Source organism: Paenibacillus sp. HJGM_3 (assembly GCF_045062745.1).
Lineage (GTDB): Bacteria > Bacillota > Bacilli > Paenibacillales > NBRC-103111 > Paenibacillus_AA.
Window position 1 is genome coordinate 528,439 of record NZ_JBJGED010000001.1, and the last position, 20,199, is coordinate 548,637.

24 protein-coding genes and 1 pseudogene are annotated in these 20,199 nt (G+C 52.7%); 9 read left to right on the plus strand and 16 right to left on the minus strand.

Annotated elements, in window-relative coordinates; all coding sequences use genetic code 11:
• Nucleotides 1–17: 17 nt before the first annotated feature.
• Complete coding sequence (locus tag ACI5FR_RS02270; protein ID WP_405449718.1) at nt 18–275, plus strand: hypothetical protein; 258 nt, start codon at nt 18–20, stop codon at nt 273–275.
• On the plus strand, nt 265–654 hold the full coding sequence (locus ACI5FR_RS02275; protein WP_405449720.1) for a retropepsin-like aspartic protease: 390 nt from the start codon (nt 265–267) through the stop codon (nt 652–654). The genes ACI5FR_RS02270 and ACI5FR_RS02275 overlap by 11 nt, the downstream gene beginning before the upstream one ends.
• A gap of 187 nt (nt 655–841) precedes the next feature.
• On the opposite strand, the gene ACI5FR_RS02280 is transcribed toward ACI5FR_RS02275, so the two are convergent.
• The 4 genes from ACI5FR_RS02280 to ACI5FR_RS02295 all read right to left on the minus strand — a co-directional run bounded on the left by ACI5FR_RS02280 (nt 842) and on the right by ACI5FR_RS02295 (nt 4,239).
• Entirely contained in the window at nt 842–1,387 is a 546-nt protein-coding gene (locus ACI5FR_RS02280) for a dihydrofolate reductase family protein (RefSeq protein ID WP_405449723.1), read from the minus strand.
• Nucleotides 1,388–1,657: 270 nt separating this feature from the next.
• The gene (locus ACI5FR_RS02285) at nt 1,658–3,244 is read right to left on the minus strand and encodes a GMC family oxidoreductase (protein ID WP_405449726.1); all 1,587 of its coding nucleotides are present in this window, start codon (nt 3,242–3,244) and stop codon (nt 1,658–1,660) included.
• Complete coding sequence (locus ACI5FR_RS02290; RefSeq protein ID WP_405449727.1) at nt 3,234–3,836, minus strand: gluconate 2-dehydrogenase subunit 3 family protein; 603 nt, start codon at nt 3,834–3,836, stop codon at nt 3,234–3,236. The genes ACI5FR_RS02285 and ACI5FR_RS02290 overlap by 11 nt, the downstream gene beginning before the upstream one ends.
• Nucleotides 3,837–3,840: 4 nt before the next feature.
• Nucleotides 3,841–4,239 (minus strand): hypothetical protein, encoded by a 399-nt coding sequence (locus tag ACI5FR_RS02295; protein WP_405449730.1) that lies wholly within the window; start codon nt 4,237–4,239, stop codon nt 3,841–3,843.
• Between the two features lie 165 nt (nt 4,240–4,404).
• On the opposite strand from ACI5FR_RS02295, the gene ACI5FR_RS02300 reads away from it, so the two are divergent.
• From ACI5FR_RS02300 to ACI5FR_RS02310, 3 genes are read left to right on the plus strand one after another with little or no spacing between them, the layout of a single operon-like run.
• The gene (locus ACI5FR_RS02300; RefSeq protein WP_405449733.1) at nt 4,405–6,081 is read left to right on the plus strand and encodes a thiamine pyrophosphate-binding protein; all 1,677 of its coding nucleotides are present in this window, start codon (nt 4,405–4,407) and stop codon (nt 6,079–6,081) included.
• A 13-nt stretch (nt 6,082–6,094) separates the two neighbouring features.
• Complete coding sequence (locus tag ACI5FR_RS02305) at nt 6,095–6,997, plus strand: SDR family oxidoreductase (protein ID WP_405449736.1); 903 nt, start codon at nt 6,095–6,097, stop codon at nt 6,995–6,997.
• 55 nt (nt 6,998–7,052) lie between these two features.
• Nucleotides 7,053–7,757, plus strand: coding sequence for a L,D-transpeptidase family protein (locus ACI5FR_RS02310; RefSeq protein WP_405449739.1), 705 nt, complete (start codon nt 7,053–7,055; stop codon nt 7,755–7,757).
• Nucleotides 7,758–7,843: 86 nt separating this feature from the next.
• Here ACI5FR_RS02310 and ACI5FR_RS02315 read toward each other — a convergent pair whose 3' ends face one another.
• The 6 genes from ACI5FR_RS02315 to ACI5FR_RS02340 all read right to left on the minus strand — a co-directional run bounded on the left by ACI5FR_RS02315 (nt 7,844) and on the right by ACI5FR_RS02340 (nt 13,350).
• On the minus strand, nt 7,844–7,954 hold the full coding sequence (locus tag ACI5FR_RS02315) for a sporulation protein YjcZ (RefSeq protein WP_405449742.1): 111 nt from the start codon (nt 7,952–7,954) through the stop codon (nt 7,844–7,846).
• A gap of 131 nt (nt 7,955–8,085) precedes the next feature.
• On the minus strand, nt 8,086–8,289 hold the full coding sequence (locus tag ACI5FR_RS02320) for a CLC_0170 family protein (protein ID WP_405449744.1): 204 nt from the start codon (nt 8,287–8,289) through the stop codon (nt 8,086–8,088).
• Between the two features lie 25 nt (nt 8,290–8,314).
• On the minus strand, nt 8,315–9,556 hold the full coding sequence (locus tag ACI5FR_RS02325; protein WP_405449747.1) for a Ger(x)C family spore germination protein: 1,242 nt from the start codon (nt 9,554–9,556) through the stop codon (nt 8,315–8,317).
• Nucleotides 9,525–10,646, minus strand: coding sequence for a GerAB/ArcD/ProY family transporter (locus ACI5FR_RS02330; protein ID WP_405449748.1), 1,122 nt, complete (start codon nt 10,644–10,646; stop codon nt 9,525–9,527). The genes ACI5FR_RS02325 and ACI5FR_RS02330 overlap by 32 nt, the downstream gene beginning before the upstream one ends.
• 9 nt (nt 10,647–10,655) lie before the next feature.
• The gene (locus tag ACI5FR_RS02335; RefSeq protein ID WP_405449811.1) at nt 10,656–12,251 is read right to left on the minus strand and encodes a spore germination protein; all 1,596 of its coding nucleotides are present in this window, start codon (nt 12,249–12,251) and stop codon (nt 10,656–10,658) included.
• A gap of 223 nt (nt 12,252–12,474) precedes the next feature.
• Nucleotides 12,475–13,350, minus strand: coding sequence for a cation diffusion facilitator family transporter (locus ACI5FR_RS02340; RefSeq protein ID WP_405449751.1), 876 nt, complete (start codon nt 13,348–13,350; stop codon nt 12,475–12,477).
• A 237-nt stretch (nt 13,351–13,587) separates the two neighbouring features.
• Here ACI5FR_RS02340 and ACI5FR_RS02345 point away from each other — a divergent pair, with 237 nt between their 5' ends.
• Nucleotides 13,588–14,085, plus strand: a complete 498-nt coding sequence (locus ACI5FR_RS02345) for a hypothetical protein (protein ID WP_405449754.1) — start codon at nt 13,588–13,590, stop codon at nt 14,083–14,085.
• A gap of 28 nt (nt 14,086–14,113) precedes the next feature.
• Here the strand turns inward: ACI5FR_RS02345 and ACI5FR_RS02350 are convergent, their stop codons facing one another.
• The 4 genes from ACI5FR_RS02350 to ACI5FR_RS02365 form a co-directional block, all read right to left on the minus strand.
• Nucleotides 14,114–15,052 carry an ABC transporter permease gene (locus ACI5FR_RS02350; protein WP_405449757.1) on the minus strand — a complete coding sequence of 313 codons (939 nt, stop codon included), beginning with the start codon at nt 15,050–15,052 and terminating at the stop codon, nt 14,114–14,116.
• On the minus strand, nt 15,045–15,971 hold the full coding sequence (locus tag ACI5FR_RS02355) for an ABC transporter ATP-binding protein (RefSeq protein WP_405449759.1): 927 nt from the start codon (nt 15,969–15,971) through the stop codon (nt 15,045–15,047). The genes ACI5FR_RS02350 and ACI5FR_RS02355 overlap by 8 nt, the downstream gene beginning before the upstream one ends.
• A gap of 191 nt (nt 15,972–16,162) precedes the next feature.
• A complete protein-coding gene (locus tag ACI5FR_RS02360; protein WP_405449762.1) occupies nt 16,163–16,645 on the minus strand; it encodes a hypothetical protein in 483 nt (160 codons plus the stop codon).
• Nucleotides 16,638–17,099 carry a histidine phosphatase family protein gene (locus ACI5FR_RS02365; RefSeq protein WP_405449764.1) on the minus strand — a complete coding sequence of 154 codons (462 nt, stop codon included), beginning with the start codon at nt 17,097–17,099 and terminating at the stop codon, nt 16,638–16,640. The genes ACI5FR_RS02360 and ACI5FR_RS02365 overlap by 8 nt, the downstream gene beginning before the upstream one ends.
• A gap of 127 nt (nt 17,100–17,226) precedes the next feature.
• Between ACI5FR_RS02365 and ACI5FR_RS02370 the strand changes: the two genes are divergently transcribed.
• Nucleotides 17,227–17,838: a hypothetical protein gene (locus tag ACI5FR_RS02370; RefSeq protein WP_405449766.1), complete on the plus strand. Its 612-nt coding sequence runs from the start codon at nt 17,227–17,229 to the stop codon at nt 17,836–17,838.
• Nucleotides 17,839–17,954: 116 nt separating this feature from the next.
• Here the strand turns inward: ACI5FR_RS02370 and ACI5FR_RS02375 are convergent, their stop codons facing one another.
• A complete protein-coding gene (locus ACI5FR_RS02375) occupies nt 17,955–18,839 on the minus strand; it encodes a pentapeptide repeat-containing protein (RefSeq protein ID WP_405449813.1) in 885 nt (294 codons plus the stop codon).
• Between the two features lie 210 nt (nt 18,840–19,049).
• Between ACI5FR_RS02375 and ACI5FR_RS02380 the strand changes: the two are divergent.
• Both ACI5FR_RS02380 and ACI5FR_RS02385 read left to right on the plus strand, forming a co-directional pair.
• Nucleotides 19,050–19,181, plus strand: a pseudogene (locus ACI5FR_RS02380) (hypothetical protein); the annotation flags it as partial.
• 7 nt (nt 19,182–19,188) lie between these two features.
• On the plus strand, nt 19,189–19,491 hold the full coding sequence (locus ACI5FR_RS02385) for a hypothetical protein (protein WP_405449815.1): 303 nt from the start codon (nt 19,189–19,191) through the stop codon (nt 19,489–19,491).
• Between the two features lie 376 nt (nt 19,492–19,867).
• Here the strand turns inward: ACI5FR_RS02385 and ACI5FR_RS02390 are convergent.
• A partial coding sequence (locus tag ACI5FR_RS02390) for a VOC family protein (RefSeq protein ID WP_405449769.1) occupies nt 19,868–20,199 on the minus strand: 332 nt, incomplete at its 5' end.

Below are 20,199 nucleotides of genomic sequence, written 5' to 3' on the forward strand. Positions count from 1 at the left end.
ATAAGGAGGTGCTAGCCATGCAATGGGAAGAAGTTCGCAAGATTTACCCGGAACAGTACGTTAAGCTGCAAATTCTCGCGTCCCATACTGAAGGTAACACGAAATATGTGGATGAAGTTGCCTTGATTAAAGCTATCCAGGATCCCAAAGAGGCAACTCAGGAATTGCTTCGTTCCAAGGACGGAGTCATTGTATCCCACACCTCGAATGATGAGCTGAAGATTGAGCTCCGCTCACTTAGAGGCTTACGAGGAGTCGTTCAATATGAAAATTGATCTCGTGGATGGACTCCTCCAGACCTCGATAACAATAAGTTACAATGGACAGTCTCTCACCATAGACAAGTTGGTCATTGATACCGGCGCTTCTCATACGCTCTTATCCACTGATGCTGTATCTGATATCGGCGTTTATTTTGAAACCGGAGACGAAATCGTGAGCGCTTTTGGCATCGGCGGAGAGGAAAGTTGCTTTAGGAAATCGTTTGATGCTGTCACGTTAGGGGACTTTCAGATTGAAAATTTCAAGCTGGATGTAGGTGCTCTTCACGAGAAGCTTGAGATAAATGGGCTTCTGGGATTGGATTTGCTTATGGCGGCGAATGTCGTATTAAATCTTTCAGAACTTTCTATGTGCTCAGTTGACTCCTTTTAGGAAAGAGATGCTCTGTCATGATATCCCAAAATTCTTTGTATAATAATCCACTTTATTACCGACATTTTATCCTAAATCCCCACAGTTTTGTCAATGGAGATACGCCTTCTGAAGACTTGCCCGAAGCCAACAACTAAGCCCTTCCACTTCCTGGTTGTCAAGAAGTCGAAGGGCTTAGTTGTGTCGCTTAATCCGCTTTACGATAAGTAAGCACGACCGTACCGGTGCTGAATGTTTGGGTTTCCACCAGCTTCAGCTTTCTTTGCTCGATCCCTTCTTCGAACAGGCGCTGTCCGCTTCCCAGCACGATCGGGTACACCATCAGCCGATATTCGTCGATGAGATCCAGGTTGGCCAGCGTTTGGATGAGCTTGCCGCTGCCGAACACGAGAATGTCTTTCCCCGGTTGCTGCTTCAGCTTGTTGATTTCCTCCGCGAGATCGCCTTCGATAAGCGACGAGTTGTTCCATTCCAGCTGGTTCAATGTGGTGGAGACGACGTACTTGGGGTTGTTGTTCATCCGGAGGCCGTATTCCCCTGTTTGCTCAATCATGTTCGGCCAGGCGGCCGCAAACCCTTCATAGGTGACGCGTCCCAAGAGCAGAGCGTCGCTCTCCATCATCTCGGCGAACTTGAATTTGTCTTGCTCCTCGCAGTGGAATTGGAACGTCCATTGGGGATTCTCGATAACCCCGTCCAGCGATACAAACATCGATACGACTACTTTTCTCATTGTTCATTCTCCTTTGTTATTGGGTTTGGTTTGTGTTGCTGTTGTTCTCTGAATTGAATATACCACATTAGGAATATTCCTGTAAAGGAATATTTCAAAAAAGTTTCTTTAAACATGAAAAAAGAGATCATACGATGACGGAAGGACGGAAGCGGACGGATTGTTTCGTACGAAGGCAAGAATCTGTGTGGAAAAATCGCGCGATACCGTGGTCGAACTGGGGAGGGAGGAAGAGGAAGGTTAACCTTATAAAACAAACGAAGGGCCGGTTTAGACCGACCCTGAGAGCTCCAGCTTTTTTGCTTTTTCCTTGATATGATCGGCCGTCCTCAGCGCAAGCGACATAACCGTGTTCGTCGGATTCCCGGCGCCCGATGTGACGAAAATGCTCGCATCGCATATATACAGGTTCGGGATGTCATGCGTTTGCCCGTAGGAATTCACGACGGAGGTGTCCGGGTCGTTCCCCATCCGGCACCCTCCCATCATATGAGCGGTGTCGGGTACGACGAATTCGACCTTGCCGCCGGCCGCTTCGAGGATATCGCTCATTTTGCCTACCGCATGATCAATGAGCTTCCGATCGTTGTCTCCGTAGCTGAACGTCACATTGGCACGCGCCAAGCCGTATTCGTCCTTCTCGCGGGCCAAGGTGACCCGGTTCTCCGCACTCGGCAGCACCTCTCCGACCAAAGTAACTCTTCCGTAATGATTATAATCGAGCAAGGCCTCCCGGAGCCGCTCGCCCCAGACCGGTCCTCCCTGCGCCTTCGATATTCCTTCGGCGAACCCGACGGGCCTCGCTCCATGCGCATGTAGGGTATACCCCCGGACAAAGCCGTTTTTGGGGTCGCTGCGATAAAAATCCTGCGTAGTCGCGAGTACGGGAGTCCCTTTATACAGCCGGATTTCCTCCTCGAACTTGGCATAGACGTCTTGGCTGCTGTGGACCATGATGGATCGGCCGACCCAGCCGCTGCTATTGGCCAGTCCGTCCGGGAATTGGGCATTGGCCGAATTGAGCAGCAGCCGCGGCGTCTCGACGACATAAGCGGACAGAATGACCAATTTCGCTTTTTGCTCATAGGTCTGTCCGTCGTGTACGAAGGCTACTCCCTTGGCCTTCCCGTCTTTCCCCATCAGCACCTGCGTGACCATGCAGTCGGCCAACACTTCGGCCCCGGCCTGAATCGCTTTGGGAATATGCACGATCAGGGTGCTGAACTTGGCGTCGGGCATGCAGCCTTGGTTGCAGAACCCCCGGTTGATGCAGGGCGGGCGGCCTTCGAACGGGGCGGACAATATCGCGAGCGGCGCGACGGACGAACGGATGCCCAACTTCTCGCAGCCGTTCATGAACATGTAGGCGTTCGGGCTGAGCGGCTCCCGTTCCGGATACGGATAAGGCCCGCGATAGTTGCCCCAAGGGAAATGCTTGGGCCCGGATACGGCAATTTCTTTCTCGATTCTGGAATAGTAAGGTTCCAGATCCTCGTAGCCGATGGGCCAGTCGTCCGCGACACCGTCAAGTGTCCTCGCTTTGAAGTCAGCATCATGGAAGCGAAGGAAGACAGCCGTGAAGTGGACGGTTCCACCGCCGACCCCCCGGCCGGAATTGTTGATCCCCATCGTCAGGGGGTCCTGTCCGTCTACGATCCGGGTATCCTGCCACCCCAGCTTTTTCATGGACAACTCGTCGCTGGCAAATTCTTTTTGGGGATCGCGGAAAGGCCCGGCGTCGAGGACCACAACGCTCATCCCGGCCTCGCTGAGCTCCTTGGCCAGCACGCCGCCGGCGGCCCCGGCGCCTACGATGACGACATCGACTTCTTCGTTCGCATATTTCCTATGTATCATGTTCGGGTTGCGCCTCCCAAGGATCCAATTGGCCTAGCTGTGTACGTACATATCCGCGCGGATAGGCCGGGCCGGCATACCCGATTTCGGACCATATCTTCGGATGGGAACAGTAGGATTCGACCGTCAGCTGTAGCAGCTTCGCAAACAGCGGCTCTTGCGGGATCGCAGACCAGATGTCCGCCGGTTCGGCCGTCGATTCGCTGACGCTTTGCAAATATTGCTTTTGACTGGCGGCATCCAGCTCTTGGAAGGAAGAGCCGTATAACTCTCTGGCGCCTGCATCGATCGCCTGCAGCCCCGATCGAACCAACTCGGACGCCTCGGGCACCCCCTTCTTTCTTTGCCCTTCCCCCGGGGACTTAGACAAGGTCCCGTCCACATGTTCGATTACGAAGTCCAGCACTTCCGCGGTCGAGTCGCTGACTAAGTGGGAGCTGATCTGCCTCAGCGTCTCCGCTTCTTCAGGGGTCAGAAACTGCAAGCTCTTCTTCGCCTGCAGCCGGGACGATACGATCTTCTGCGTGTGATCGTCCCATTCATCCAATTCGTTCATGACGTTAAAGGAAGGATAGCGGCTGCTCTTGGCCATACGCTCACCCCGCCTTCCAATACATAGCGATCAAGCCTAACACGCTCAAGGCGGAGAACATAAGAGGAAGCGTCACCGGCGGTCCGATGAGGAAGTTCCGCAGCGCCCAGCCTCCTACCCGAACCCCTACCCCGCGGAAATGGAAATAAAAGCCGATCAAGCCGACCACGACGCCGACCCACATCAGCGTGAGAAATACGTTGTGCAACCAGGTTGCGTTATACCAAGTGAAGATTAACCCTACGACTAAGAATAGGGGCGACAGTATAACGGGAACCCACATCGCCTTGTGCGTAAAATTTTGTCGGTAATGAAACATGGTCACTTGAATGCCAAGGACGAGAAACGCCAGACTGACGAACAAAATGAGAATGCGATCGATCGACCACATGGACCAATTCATGCTCGTACCTCTTTTCTGTATACAGGATTGTTCGGTTGTAATTGTTTCCTGTGCACAAAAATCCTATTCGTATCCCTCATTCGGCTCCCCGCTGCGCCGTCGTAATAGATCATACCTGGAGATGACATACTACCTGCTAGTGATTTCGAAAAGGAGCTGCTGAGCATGGTGAGTATGATGACCCCCACCCAATCCAACTCCACCCCCATCGTTACGCCGGGGACAAGCGCTGCCCAGACGGTAGCGCAAGTGATGCTGGAACAGCTCCGACTGTGGGGGGTTCAGCGAATTTATGGGGTCGCGGGCGACTCCGTCTTCGGACTGTTGGACGCGCTCGCCAAGCAACAGGCCATTACATTCATCGCGGTACGACACGAATCCGTCGCCGCACTTATGGCATCCGCCGAAGCGAAATTAACCGGACGGCTCGGAGTGTGTGTCGCTCAGATGGGGCCGGGGCTGGCCAATCTAATCAACGGACTGGGCGACGCTTTCCTGGACCATGCTCCCGTGCTCGCGATCACCGGTCAAGCTCCGTTTTATAAGATAGGCACCAACTACAAGCAGTACATCAACCAGCAACAGCTGGTGCAAGCCGTGTCGGCATCCAGCGAACTCATCGTCCATCCGGATGCGGTAGTCGAAGCCATGACCCAAGCCATGTTCACGTCCGTTTCACGCCGAACCGTATCGCACTTGTCCGTCCCTTCCGACCTATACGGCCAAACAACCGCGATTCCGCCCAAACCGCTGCCTCCCGTAGCTCCCCCCGCTTCCAATCCGGAAGTCTGGCAACGAGCGCTCGCGTTGTTGCGAACCGCGCAACAGCCTATGCTGTTGTTGGGCAGCCGGGCGGCCCGACTGGACCCGGAATCGATCGGGCGATTCGCGGATGCATGGGGATGCGGCATCGCGATGGCCTATGGCGCCATTGGGGTCGTTCCGGAGGACCACCCCTATATGCTGCATGGGCTGGGAGAAGGCGGCAACCCCTCTCTCGCGCCGTTGTTCCGGAGGGCGGATGTGGTTCTAGCCCTGGACACTTCATGGTGGCCGGAAGGAGTGGTCCCGAATACCGAGCGCATCGTGCGAGTCGCCGGTCGGCAAGAGGATCTCGGTATACCCCTCCCAATGGAGCTGGGCATCCTAGAAGAAGGGACCACCTGGCTTCCGCAGCTGATCGAAGGGCTCAGATCGCACGAGATTAACCCGGGTTGGATCGATCACGTCAAGCACTGCAAGCGGGTATGGTCCACGCAGAACGAACGGGAGAGGAATGAGTCCGGCTCACCGCTACCCCCCTCCAGCGTAATTAGACTCGTGGAACAGACGATAGCGGAAGATGCCGTCATCACCCTGGACGAGGGCGATTGTACCCTCTGGTTCCTCCGCAATTTCCGGGCCAAACGCCAACGCCTCCTGCTTTCCGACCGATGGCGAACGATGGGATTCGGGCTGCCTGCGGCGCTCGCGGCGAAGCTTTGCTCCCCTCACAAGGAAGTCGTCTGCATCACGGGGGACGGCGGCTTAGGCATGGTGCTCGCGGATCTGCTCACCGCCAAGCGTTACGGCATAGCGATCACGGTCATCGTGTTCAACAATGGAACCTTGCAGATGGAGCAGGACAAAATGATTATGAAAGGGCTGATCCCGGAAGGGACTCAGCTGACCAATCCCGACTTCGCCAAAGCAGCGGAAGCATGCGGTTGGGAAGCCTTCCGGATCGGCAGCATGGATCAATTGGAGGACGTGCTTAAACAATCCAGGACAAGCGCCAACCCAGTGTTGCTGGATGTGCTCGCCGCTCCGATGCCGCATCCCGACTTTCAAGCTCAAACATAAAGGAGAACGTTGCATGACGACAACAATCACGCCACATCCGACTGACCCGAATATCCTAATACCGCCCGCGCCTCCTTATCCGCTGCAGCATCAAGATACGCAGCCCGGGATCGAATCTCTCATGAACCCGAGACCCCTCTTCGAAAATCCGAATTACAAGGGGAGCGGCAAACTGAAGGACAAGGTGGCCATCATCACCGGCGGCGACAGCGGCATAGGGCGCGCCATTGCCGTCGCGTACGCCGAAGAGGGCGCGGATGTCGTCATCGCGTACTTGAACGAACACTCCGATGCGGAGGAAACGAAGCATGCGGTGGAATCGAAAGGACGCCGCTGTCTGCCCGTTGCCGGCAACATCGGGAACGAGGCGTTCTGCATGCAACTGGTGGAACAATCGGTAGCCACTCTCGGCAAACTGGACATCTTGGTCAACAATGCGGCGGAACAGCACGTCCAGAACAGCTTGGAGGCCATCTCCTCCGACCAAATGGAGCGGACGTTCCGAACCAACTTCTTCTCCGTCTTTTACTTGTGCAAAGCCGCCGTCCCTCATATGAAGCCAGGCAGCGCGATCGTCAATACCGCCTCGCTGACGGCCTATGAAGGGAATGAGCTTTTGATGGATTATGCCGCGACCAAAGGGGCGATCGTAGCGTTCACCCGTTCCCTCTCCAAGTCGCTGCACGAGAAGGGCATCCGCGTGAATGGCGTTGTCCCGGGTACGATGTGGACGCCCCTCATCCCGGCTTCCTTCCCGGCTACTGAAGTGGTGAATTGGGGAGCCACCAATCCGATGAAACGAGCGGGGCAGCCTTTCGAGATCGCCCCGGCCTATGTATATCTGGCTTCGCAGGACGCCTCCTACGTATCCGGGCAATTTATTCATGTCACCGGCGGAGTCGTCATGAACGGCTAGACGCGATGCCGCTTGCGAATCTAAACTAACCGAACGAGTAGAGTGGTGACCCTTCATGAATCGAACCGTACGCAGGCTCTTCATCCGAGCCGTTGCCATTGCCCTCCTGATCGGGAGCGCCGCGGGCGCCGCCGGGAAAGCACGCACTTATGCCGAACCCTCGCTGCCGATTGTATCCGACCATAGCATCTTCACGATCGAGGTGTATCCCCTTCGTCACCAGCTGATCGTACGGGCACAAGGCCAGAGGATCAAGACTTATACGATCGCGGTCGGGAACCCGTCCACACCCACCCCTGTGGGAGAATACCAAGTCGTGTACAAAGGGGAAAATTGGGGACCTTCCTTCGGCCCGCGCTGGCTGGGACTTAATGTCCCGTGGGGGAATTACGGCATTCATGGCACGAACAAGCCTCATTCCATCGGGCAGCATCTGAGCCATGGCTGCATCCGCATGCGCAACCACGATGTCATTGAGCTGTACAAAATGATTCCGATCGGCACGAAGGTCACGATATACGGACATGTCCTGGGCGACCCGAATCGGGATCCGAGGAATTTGGCCGAAGGCGATGTCGGCGGAGACGTGCAATTGATTCAGTCGCGATTGAAGAGCGCCGGCTACTTCCAGGGGAGCTGCGACGGCAAATTCGGCTATTCGACTACGGCGGCCCTCAAGAAGTTTCAGCGGGATCAACAATTGCCGGAAAACGGGGTCGTCTCGATAGAGATTTATGAAAAATTGGGGTTGTTCGAGTGAAGGCAACAAAAAAGGCCGGTTCCAGGAACCGACCCATGATCATGGGATAGTCGAAAGGCGAAGTGCGGATCACTCGAAGCGCAGCATTAGATGAAGATACCGCGCAAAACAATGACCAGCAGAATGAACAGTACGAGGATGATCCCAATGCTAGTGAAACCCCCGCAAGAAAATCCTGCGCCACCTACAAAACCCATATTTCTTCTCCTCCTCCAATCAAGATACTACAATGTATGAGGGAGGAAGCCATGTCGTATGGGTGAATGGCACCCGGCAAATGCACATTTCCGGCAATTATACGGGGAGGCTGAACGTCCCCCGGTGACGACTAAAACATCATTTGCCCGGCAAATAGCAAGAGTCCCAGAGCCACATTCATCCATCCGAGAAAGCGGCATACTTGCCGCTCCTTGCTCATCCCTGCCAGCTCGTAGCCTTTTACCTCGATTCGCAAAATGATCAACCCGGTAGCCAACCATAAGGCGATCGCATAGCGAAGAAAACCGATGAAGTCAATGCCAGCGTCCATCATCCTTTAATCCTCCTCGACCTATCCGCTATTTCGCTTCCATGCCAACCCGCCGTATTTTGATATCAATATTTACATCGACTTCAATGTCTTTGTACATTTCCTGCCAGGCTTCTTTGGTCTTGATGTGCTCATTCCAATATTTCGGTTCTTTTGCCCGTACATATTCTCCGAAGCCGAATATATCAGACCCCTTCTCTTGCGTTTCCTTAATCAAACCTTCGTGGAGTTTTAATGCCGCTTCCTCGTCTTCCTCTTCGATTTGTTTAAGGATGTCGGGATTGTCTATGAGAAATTGTTCGCTGAGCTTCTCTTCGATATTTAGTTCATTCTGAATCGTTACCGTTATGATCGGGCGGCCATTCTTAATCGCGACATCGATTTTCGATTTGCGGTGAGTAGCATACAGGGTAATCGTTCTTTCCGGACCGTCTACGCTAATAATTCCCCGATACCCCGCCGGATTTATTCCTCTAACCCCCATATACGCCCCAACTTCAAGCGGTTTCGTCGTCCCTATCATTTGGGTTCCTTTAAAATAGGCCAATCCCATAATTTCAATGTTCTCTTCCTTCATAATCCCTACATAGGGAAGGAAGCCTTCTCTTCCTTTCTTCGAAGAATCGCTCCAGAAATTCCCGACGAAGTCATTCGGGAATTTCCCCATCCTGACGGCGCTGTCCATGGTGGCTAAGAGATACGCAGTCGGTACGCGTTCCAATTTCGGAGCCGCCTTCATTAACTCCTCCGCGTTTCCTTTCGCAATCAACATCCAAGCCATTCTTCGCACTTCCGAATTGCGGCGGAGGTAATCGTTAATGTTTTGCAGTCCTAACTTAGCCACATCTTCCGAAATTATGATCACGCGCAAATGCCCGAAAAACAGCTTGTTCGAGATTTGTTGCTGCAAATTCATGAGCGCATCGTCGATCGTATGACCTACTACATCCAACACCCAAACGGTCTGCTCGCTTCCTCTGCCCCCTCCTCCTCCTGAAGGCTCTCCCGGACCAAGGGGGATTCTTCCGGGAAGGGCGATCTGGACCGCAACGCGAATCATATTTTGGGCCGGCGCCGGGAATTTTCCTTCCAAATGGGAAACCTCATGCTCTTCCACCTCTGCTTCCTTGGGCGCCGTGTCAATGGAAATTCCCAAAATAACAGCACGCTCCTCAATTTCAACACGGTCCCAACATCCTGTCAGCAGCGGAAGCACGAGGAGAGCGACGACTAGCAGCTTAACCGCTTTGGTCCATCGGTAGATTCCCAACAGAATTCCCTCTCTTCTTGCGAACGAATGCGATCAGCAGCAGGACCGCCGGATACACGATCGTGATGTAAAGTCCGATTCGACCGACTACTTGAATGATTTCATACATATTCAGGATGTTAACCGGCAGCATGGCCATCACGAAGACGATCGGCAGCAGGAACAGGGAGAACATCCGATGATCGCGCAAGCGGAACAGCTTGCTCATCGAGTGAATCGTGAGAAAATAGCTGGAAAACAAGGTCGTGAACACGGCGGTCACCCATACGGCCAGAAAGGCAGCATCCAACCGTTCCAAAACATTGGCGGGCAACGATGTCGCTTTCGCGAGCTCCAAGGTGGGCCAGAGCAGCCGTTTGCTCTCTTCCGCGCCAAATACGCTGACGGTCGCCACCACAATCGCGACGTACAGCCCCCCCGCAATCAACATCCCCCAGATGCTCGCCTTCATCGCTTTTTCCGGCCGACGCATGGCCGGAATCACCATAGTCAGAACGAATGACCCTTGGAACAAGGCCGCAACCGTGAAGATGCCTCCTACCATACCTTGCGGTGCATTCCCCCAGATCGGCTGCAAATTGATGATATCGGCATTCTTCAAGGAAAGCGCAACAATTAATAAGCCGGGACCCAAGAGAGCAGGGAAATAAAAATGATGAATGTAGGCAAACGTCGTGATGTCATTACGCGTAGAGAGCGCCGCCAAGAGCAGCATCACAATCACGGTCACTTCCACAGGGGTCGTCTTCAAAACGGAAGTAACGACCACCTCGCCGAATTCGCGTGCAGCCAGCGATGTCAGGATGGCAAAGAAAGCGATAATGAACAAGCTGCCGATCCAGGCCAGCCATTTTCCTATAATATCCTCGCTATACTGAATAATAGATTTATTCGGAAACCGCATGCCAAGCACAGCAATCAAAACAAGCCCGATAGAGCCAACCAGCATTCCGAGCAACGTCACGAGCGGAGCGCCTGAATCCGCCGCACGTACGGCGAATAGGGGGAGCGGGAGTACACCAACCCCGATTATGGTGCTGACTAGAATGGCAGCCGTTTGAATGACGGTAATCTGACGAGTCGTCTGCATTGTTCGTCCTCACTCCTTTTTTTCTTTGAATTTCATTGGATCCAACACATTGTCCACGGGCTGCTTCAGCTGGTCCACGGTATCGTCGCTTAATCGGGTTGAGTCTAGCGGATACAGGAACGAAGGTCTCTTATTCATCCACCATAATGGTCCGCGAATGAGCAGATCCTTCATCCCTTGATAATTGCCGGGAACCAGCGGGCTCAGGTAAGGGATCCCGAACGATTTCAGGGATAGCAGGTGGTTCGCGATGAGGATCAAGCCGATCATGAGGCCATACAGACCGAAAATACCGGCTAAAATAATGAGCGGGAACCGCAAGATCCGCAACGCCAACGCGGCATTGTAGGCCGGCGTCGCGAACGACCCGATAGTCGTAAGCGCGATGATGACGATCGTGATCGGGCTGGCGAATCCCGCGGCCACCGCCGCCTGTCCGATAACGAGCACCCCGACGATAGAGAGGGCGCCGCCGACTTGCTGCGGCAAGCGGATGGTCGCTTCCCGCAACACTTCCATAGAAACTTCTATGATCAGTACTTCTATGATGGCCGGGAATGGAACCCCCGCCCTGCCGCCGGCTACCGCTACGGCAAATTCAGTCGGGATCAGCTCGGGATTGAACGAAATTATCGCCACATAGAGCGCTGGGAAAACCAACGAAAAGACAAGTGCGACGAGTCTGGCCAGACGAATCGCGCTCATCAGCACGAACCGTTCCGTATAATCCTCTACCGTCTGGTAGAATTGGTTGAAGACGGTCGGCACGATTAGGGCTAGCGGCGAACCGTCTACCAGGATGGCGACTCTTCCTTCCAGCAGGTTGGCAGCCACCTTATCCGGCCGTTCCGTGTAATTCACTTGCGGGAACGGGGACAAGTGATTATCTTCAATGAACTGCTCCAGATAGCCCGAATCCAGAACGGCATCGATATCGATATTGGCAAGGCGCTTCCGAACTTCGGTCAATAAATCGGGGTTCGTAATGCCATCCATGTAACAGATCGCGACTTTCGATTTGGTTCTGCGCCCCAGTTCCATCGTGTGAATCTTGAGTTCCGTCGTTTGCAACCGATAACGAATCAGGCCGATATTGGTCGACAAGGGTTCGACGAAGCCTTCACGCGGCCCGCGAATCACTTGCTCGGTCGCCGGCGAATCGACGGCACGCTGCTCGATATTGCGCGTACCGATCACAAAGGCTTCGTTCAAGCCCTCGACGACTACGATGGTTTTCCCTCGCAGCATACTCTCGATCAGTATGTCGAACTGATTAACCAGGCTTACATCGCTGTGAAAGATCGAATCCTGAAGCAATGCGTCCTTCAGTTGGTGAAGCTCTATGTTTTCCCCTTCCAAATGGAGAGGCAAATACATAAACGGCTTTAATATATCTCCGTTAATCATCGCCTGGTCGATCATTGTGGAATAATGGAACAGGACAGCCGGGTATCGACCGAACACATGAAAGCGACGCATCGCGAAGTCATAGTTGTCGCCAACAAGTCTAGTGATTGAAGTGATCGTTTCTTCCAAATCACCGCTTATCCTTACGTTCTGGAGTTCCGCAGACGCTTGATAGGAATGTTGAACGCCCCTGAACATTCTCCGCTTTTTGAACCATTTGAATATGGACACGATTCATCACCTGCCAATGTATATCATTTTCCCTTGGAAAATATGAGCTTTGAGACTAGATCAAGCTAGCTTCAAGAAATCTATTAGTAGGGTTGACAGTTTCTATGAAGAATAAACTCTAGTACCGCAAAAAAGAGCATACAAAAAAGATCCGCCTGTTGAGCGGATCCTGATTATATCCTTTTTTGGGTTAAGGTACCGTATCTACCGGCTCGATGTGTACATGAACATGACGGATATTGTGCTCCTCCACCATTCGTTCTTCGATGGTCTCGGTTATGTCGTGACTCTCGACGACTCTCAAGGCGTTATCTACTTGGACCACTACATCGACGAATATCGTGTTGCCGTGCACGCGCGCTTTGATATCTTTGATCGATTCCACGCCCGGCGTCCTCTCGATCGTCTGTCTTAACGCTTCCAGCTCCTTCTCGTCGAACCCATCGGTTAGGGCATGCGTGGCATCCCTGAATATATCCCAGGCCGTCTTGCAGATGATCAAGCCTACAATCGTAGCTGTGAGGGGATCCAGCCAAGGCAATCCGAACTGCGCACCCATAATTCCGACGAACGCCCCTACGCTGACCATCGCATCCGACCGGTTGTCTTGGGCGGCGGCCATCATGGCGTGACTGTTTATCCGGTTCGCGAGACGCACGTTATATGTGTATACGCCCCACATAACGAGCGCACAGAATAAGGCGGCCCATCCGGCAACCATATCCGGAGTCTCGATGATCGGTTCCCAGAATTTCCGGATCGCTAAGTACAACACTTGAAGTCCCACTGCGATCATGATGAGGGATGCCACTAAAGCGGCGACCGTCTCTGCCCGAAAATGCCCGTAGCGATGGTCTCGATCCGGGGGTCTTCGCGAAATCTTGAGCCCGATCAGAACAGCCAAAGAAGCGATGATGTCCGTCGAATTATTGAGTCCGTCGGCCGATAATGCCTCGGATCCGGAGGCATATCCGATCCCGAGCTTCAACGCGGCCAGGCAGATATAGGCGATAATGCTGACCCATGCCCCTCTTTCGCCTTCCTGTATTTGTTTATAGGCATCCACAGCCATTCCCTCCGAATATAGTATTTCTCTCTAGGGAATTATCATACAGGATGCTCTTCGAGTGGGTCTAGAGAAACAGAATTGGGCTGGTCCTAAAAGATGAGCGCTTACCAATTTAGTTGCCTGGGGAACATATTGTTGCCTCTTTCAAACAACGTCGTTTCGACCCCGGCTTCCTGTATTTACACCTTGTCTAACATAGCCCTCCGTTATATCGTGCTTGTAGGAGGGATGGCGATGTTCCGAAAAATGTTGTTAGCCTATAAATGGAGGAAATTACGGCTTCTCGTTTGGGAACGTAGACTTCTTCAACGGTTGGACGATCTTTCTCCCCGTATTTCGCCGGCAGTCCAAAGCTCGCTTCACGTTGCATGGGGCCCTTTCTATGGCGGTTCGGTCATTCTGGATCGAACCTATTCCAAAGCGAAAATCTATGTTCAAATCCCCTTTGATCGGTATGTTACGGATGATGAACGGCACGTGATGGCGCTGTATTCCATTTCTCCCCGAGATCTTCCCTATTTCATTTTCTTTCATGAATGCTATCATCTGATAGACGGCTTGGCTCATCTGGATCGCCGGGAAGGAAAAGGTCTGGATACTTACCAAGCCAATCTGAAGAGAGCGGCTCGACAGTCAAGCGATTATCGCAATCTCCCAATTGAAGCCTCCGCCGATGATTTTGCGTATCGGCAATTCGTGGAGCTGAACCGGAAGGCTACAAAGGCGGGCTAAACCGCAAAAAGGATTAAGATTAGATTCATTAGGATGCTACATCTCTTCGGTTGAACACAAGCCATGACGATGCGATGAAAAACAAGTAATGGACGACCAGCACTGTGATTGAGAACGACAACGTCATGCCTTCGATTTTCGGCGCTCCATCCAAGTAAACGGTCAAATCCGTATTTTCGAACAAATAGTATTTGGCCCACGGATAAGACGTGATGAAATTCGCTATGGCCGACCCGACGAACATAATCCCGATGGAAATGGCGATGGACAGCGAACTGCTGCGAAACACCGTGGAGATCATAAACGCCATGGTGACGATCAGGATCAGCTGCACGCTTTGGTACCCATAGGTGCTGAGCGCGTGGTACATCATGCCCACTTCATGGATCCCCCCGTCTTGCGCCGCGTACAGGTACGGAGTCCCCGCATCCTGGAACCCTACGAGCAGTCCGGATACGATGACTGCGGAAGCGAACAAGATCAAGAACAGGAATAGGGAGAAGCCGATCGTACTAACATACTTCGCCAGAAGCACCTTGGAACGGGACACCGGGCGGATGAGAAGCAGCTTGATCGTACCGGAACTGAATTCGCCGGCCACGCTGTCCGCTGCGACGATAACCGTGAAGATCGTGACGATCGTAAGCAGATGAGCGCCCGTCAGTACATTGCCCCATAACGTTTTGTCCGTCGGGGGCACATTGTGATCGAGCCGGTATTGATTCAATCGCAAGTCCTTCTGCAGCTCCTCTTTATGCGCGCTCGGAATATCCGCCCCCAACCGGCTGTTATCCTGATCGATTTTCTGCTGGACACTAACTTTCCAATCGCTGCCCGTCTGAGATGATGTCATGTTCTGCACAATCAATAAAGCAACCGCCGTAATAACGATCATGCTAACCACCAACAACCAGGAGCGCAGCCGCCGGTAGATTTTCATATTTTCATTCCAAATCAAATTAAGCAATTTGCTCGCCTCCTGTGATCTGCAAAAACTTCTCTTCGAGCGACTGCGTCCGTTTCTCAATGCCGTAAACTTTGATTCCGCCGTCCACCAGCAGCTCGTTCACATCGGCGATTTGCTCGTGCTCCAGCGTGAGGACCAGCCCCTCCTCCGTCTCTTCGGGCACGAGCGCGGAATAGTGGGACGCGAGCAGCTGGCGAGCTAAGTCCTTGCGGTTCACTTCGAACACGACTTCCGTGCAAGTCTCCCGGGATACGAATTCGCGAATAGGTTGGACATCGATCAGCTTCCCCTGTTGAATGATGGCGACACGGTCGCACATCAACTCCATCTCCGACAGCAAGTGGCTGGAGACGATGACGGCGATGCCTTCTTCCCTCGTGAGCCGGCGCAAGTAATCCCTCAACTCTCGGATCCCCGCCGGATCCAGCCCGTTCGTCGGCTCGTCCAGGATAAGCAAGGACGGACGGTGCAGAAGCGCTTGAGCGACGCCGAGCCGCTGTCGCATCCCGAGCGAATACGTACTCACCCTGTCGTGGATCCGGTTCTCCAGTCCTACAAGGGCCGTCACCTCCTGGATCCGCTGTTTGGTGATCCCCGGAACCATTCGGGCAAAATGAACTAGATTCCGATACCCCGTCAAATACTTATACATCTCGGGGTTTTCCACAATCGCGCCTACCTTCACGATCGCTTGCTCGAAATGTTTTGCAATGCTGTGACCGTCGATCCGGATGTCGCCTTCGCTCATCCTCATCAAGCCGACCATCATGCGGATGGCCGTAGTCTTCCCCGCCCCGTTCGGGCCCAAGAAGCCGAACACTTCTCCCCAATGTACGTCCAGGCTGAGCCGGTCAATCAGCTTCTTGCCGCCAATGAACTTGGTTACCTCTTTTAATTGCAGGATCGGTTGCACGATCAATACCCCTCTCACCGTTATGGCCTTGGTCTGGATTTCATTGTAAGGGGGCCGGGAATCCCGCAACACGCAAATAATGAACGCGAGCCACGAAAAAATTTGCGCTCCGCACGCAATGGTTTAAGGCGGTAAATAAAAAGTGAGCCCGAGGGGAATCGCGCTCACTCTTGATATAGGGCTTATGTACGAAAGTTCTAGCCACGAATCCAAATAAAGCTCATGAACAGCAGCCAACTCCCGATGAGAATCAAGAAGCTGAGTAGGATTTTTCGTGCGTTGACCGGGAACTGGTTCGCGACGATTACCCGGTCAACCAAAAAATAGACGCTTGCGGCCAACAAGCTAATCCACCAAAGAATGAGTCCGAACCCCAAGTGGAAGACGGCCGCATAAAGGGGCTCCCCACGCTTGATTGTGTAAGAAGCCAGAGTAGTAGCGAGGAAATCGCTAAGAAGTGAGGTTAATCCCCCATACACGAGAATTACAAGGAAGCTGTACATCATATAGACCGGGGTGATCTCGATCGCATCGGCCAAGTAGGCTTGCCAGTAGGCGGCTCGCTCCCCGAACGGGTTCGACATAAGAAGTCCGAGCAAGAAACTGTAGACGGGGGTAGCGATCGCCGCGGTTACCATTTTGCCTAGCAGAGCTTGGGAAACCGTCCTTTTGCTAGTCATTGCGATCCCTCCACATCCTTTGGACTTCTACGAATTGTTGATGATCGAATTCCATTCGGTATACTAATAACTCCTTTAATACCGATATTGAACGGTTTTGACAGTCTGAATTGGATTCCCCGCCCTCAAGAGCAAAGCTCGGATCCGAGTATGATTTCTGCAACAAAGGGAACAGTTCGTTATCCGGCATTCGGTTGTTAGCCTTAGAGAAAATTCTCTCTTTCAAGTCTTCCACTTCTACAAGCTCTTTCCCTGAACATCGTGCTAGCTCCTGAATGGTGAGGAGGGCTCGCCGGTATGGACTTGAAACGAAAACGTCGATGTTTTCTCCTCGCAATAAAGCCGTGATTCGTTCCGCATCTGCTTTTCCTTGTTCCGTTAGCCCTCTAGTTCTTTCATTGCCTTCCGTCTTCGGTGATTCGCCATGCCTCACCATGTAAATGTAAGTTTTCATCGTTTCCTCCCCGCAGACTCGTGATAACCAGTACTATAAAAAATTAGTACTTTTTGGAAAGCAAAATTTTAACCATAATGATGGAGGGTTGCAACCACAAGAAACCAATTATCTGGAGGGATTCATGATGAAAAAATGGAAAGGTTTATTGTTAACGACTATGCTTGCCGCTGTTACCTTGCTCGCTTCTGTTCCCGCTTCTACGGTTTTTGCCCGGATGCCGGAGGATCCGATCGGCGGTTCCGGCGGATCAGGGGGAAGCACGGGTGGGACCCCTTCACCCTCCTACATTGTCGAGACCATTCCTGCTTTAACGACCGAGGCTACATGGCAAAGCTCCAACGGCGGGCGCTACATGTACACACGGGCCACGCTGCAGCGCTCGGGAGCGCTTGCCGGCCAGCTGGATGTCGTTACCCGAACGAAAAACAACGTCAAGTTAACCGGGTTTACCGGCGGAGTGTTCCTTTTGCTGAGATCAGCGGAAGGAGCCGTCATCGGGGTTACCGATCAACAAAAATTCGGCGTAGACGGACAATGGATCGGTCGTTACGATCGGACGGATTACTGGTCCTGGTCCTTCAATCCACAAGTCGCGGCGGCTACAGCCTACATCGAAATCATTCAGCAGCATTCTGCGAAAGAGCTGGATGACCAGGTGGCCTACTGGCAAAGAACGGTATGCGGCAACTTAGACCGCTTAGGCTTGCCTAAACCCCCTTATGGCTGTCCCCAATAACTTAACAACATATAAAGTACCGGGCTTTCGAAGCTCGGTACTTTGCTTCGCCCAGACACGAAGCGGACCCAGGGATATCCATCCCGATAGAACGGGCTGGATGTTATCCCCTTAGCTCAAGACCAATGTGCCGGACGGTTCAGCCATGGCGGCAACTTAGTAAGAGCATCTCCCTTAGCTGCGTTAAGTTGAGTTTGGGTAAGAAACAGGCTCTGGGAAAGATCGGCTCCTCTCACGTCAGCATCCCGAAAATCGGCCCCGATGCAATCCGTCCCCCTCAGGTCGGTTCCTCTAAGATCAGCGGCAATAAGATAGGCCCCTCTCAAGCTAGCTCCTGTAAGGTCCGTCCTTCTCAGGTCGGCCCCCATCAAATCGGCTCCTCGACCAAGGGCGATCTGACGCTCTAACCGAGTCCGGGTCCTTGGTCCCGAACGGACCTGTTGCGTCTTTCGGGCCTCGGATCGTACAAGTTCGCTGGTTTTCAGAAGCAGTGTATTCACAGAAGCCCGGTGTTCGGCTACGTCCAGCTCCATTAGCGACTCAGGGCTGAGGGTTGTGAGCCGTTCCGTCTTCTCCAGCATGGAACGGAGTGGACCGTGGATAAGCCCGGCCTGCGGTAAGGTGAGCGCTTCTGTCAAATACCAGAGTAACTCTTGGAGCTGCATCAGGATATGGAACACTTCGAACATCGGTTTCCCGGAATCAGGAGTTTGCTGCCAGTCATGTCCGCTGAAGCTGACTTGGGAAACCTTTTGCCCTGCACCAAAACAGTCGAAAGTTGAGCATCCTTTGAGGCCCCGTGTCCGGAGGCTTTCGTGAACGCCGCAGCGAAAGTCGTTTTGCAGGTTGACGCAGGGCTGGCCTGCCTCTTTGTCAGTGGGGAATCCATCCGATGCTAAGAAACGCAGAGCGACACAACACAACCCGAAACAGTTGTCGCAATCCGCCCGAAGGTGATCGCGGCTCGCGTCGTCTAACGAATTTGGAAAATTAGACAAAATGTGCACTTCCTTTGTTCCGTAATCCACACTTTCATTTCACTAATCATACATTTCCTCCTTCTCCGCGATCAAGTATGGAGATTCGAGCAGCCTGCCATGACGATAGCCGCTGATGACCGCACCGTCACGCGCACCCGGTTTTCTTTTGTATGGAATTACGAGAAGGATGAGCAGTGGCTGACGGCCTTATCCGCACAGGGCCTGCATCTGATGAAGCCGGGGATCGCCCGACACCGGTTCGAGCGAGACCCAGCGAAGCGGTATGTGTATCGAATGGATTACCATCCCATCAAAGAGAGGGACCAACTGGACTCCTATCTTGCCCTGTTCGAAGATGCGGGCTGGGAACATGCGGGATCGAAGATCGGATGGCATTATTTTCGTCGGCCGTACGTGGAAGGCGTCGCCCGAAATTTACACGGACCGTACCTCGATCAGACAACTGCTGCAGCGAATCCAGTTCACGTTACTCATTCTTGCGCTCATTAACGTTCCGCTTCTGATCATCAACACGATGAATCTGTTCAATTGGGGCGATCGTTCGCAGGTCGTCTCCGGCACGATCGGTTTCGTAGTCGTTTTGGAACTGCTCGTCATCCTTCTGCTTTTTTATGGCTGCGTTCGTTTCCAGCACAAAATCAAGAAGCTTTAATCAAAAAAACTAACGATGATCCCGAATATTCCCATCAACACTACACAAGCCACAAAAAAATATCCAAAAACCCTAACTGGCTTAGGCATTGCTTTCCAGTCCACTTTTTTGAGAGGTCCGCCACCCTCGATGTTTTGAATTTCCCGCAGCCTTTAATCCCCCACTACATCCCCATTGTTTACAATGGGTTTTTCATCAGGCTGGGTTTCGTGGATCTTCGTCATACGTCGTACCACCTCCTACTGTTGCTCCTATGGAGGAGACGCTAATACATAGGGGAACGTTCCGTCCATTTCCTATAAAAAATAGCCATTCCCAGGTAAGCATAAGATTACCCTGGAAATGGCTGTCTCCAAATGGAACTAATCACAAAGTGTTACTTGATTCGCTTGGAAATAGGATGGTCTTCCTTTAGTTGCAGCAGATCCCACAGGTTCCCGTACAAATCCTTAAATACGGCAACCATTCCATAGGATTGCTCCTCAGGCTCTCTAACAAATTGTATTCCCTTAGAGATCATATCGTTATAATCTCTCCAAAAATCATCGGTGTTTAGAAATAGAAACACTCTACCGCCTGTCTGGTTCCCGATCGATAGCTCTTGTTCCGAACTTGACGCTTTTGCAAGTAAAAGAGTAGTCCCGACCGAACCGGGAGGAGCTACAACGACCCATCGTTTATTTTGTTCGGGCTGATACGTATCTTCAA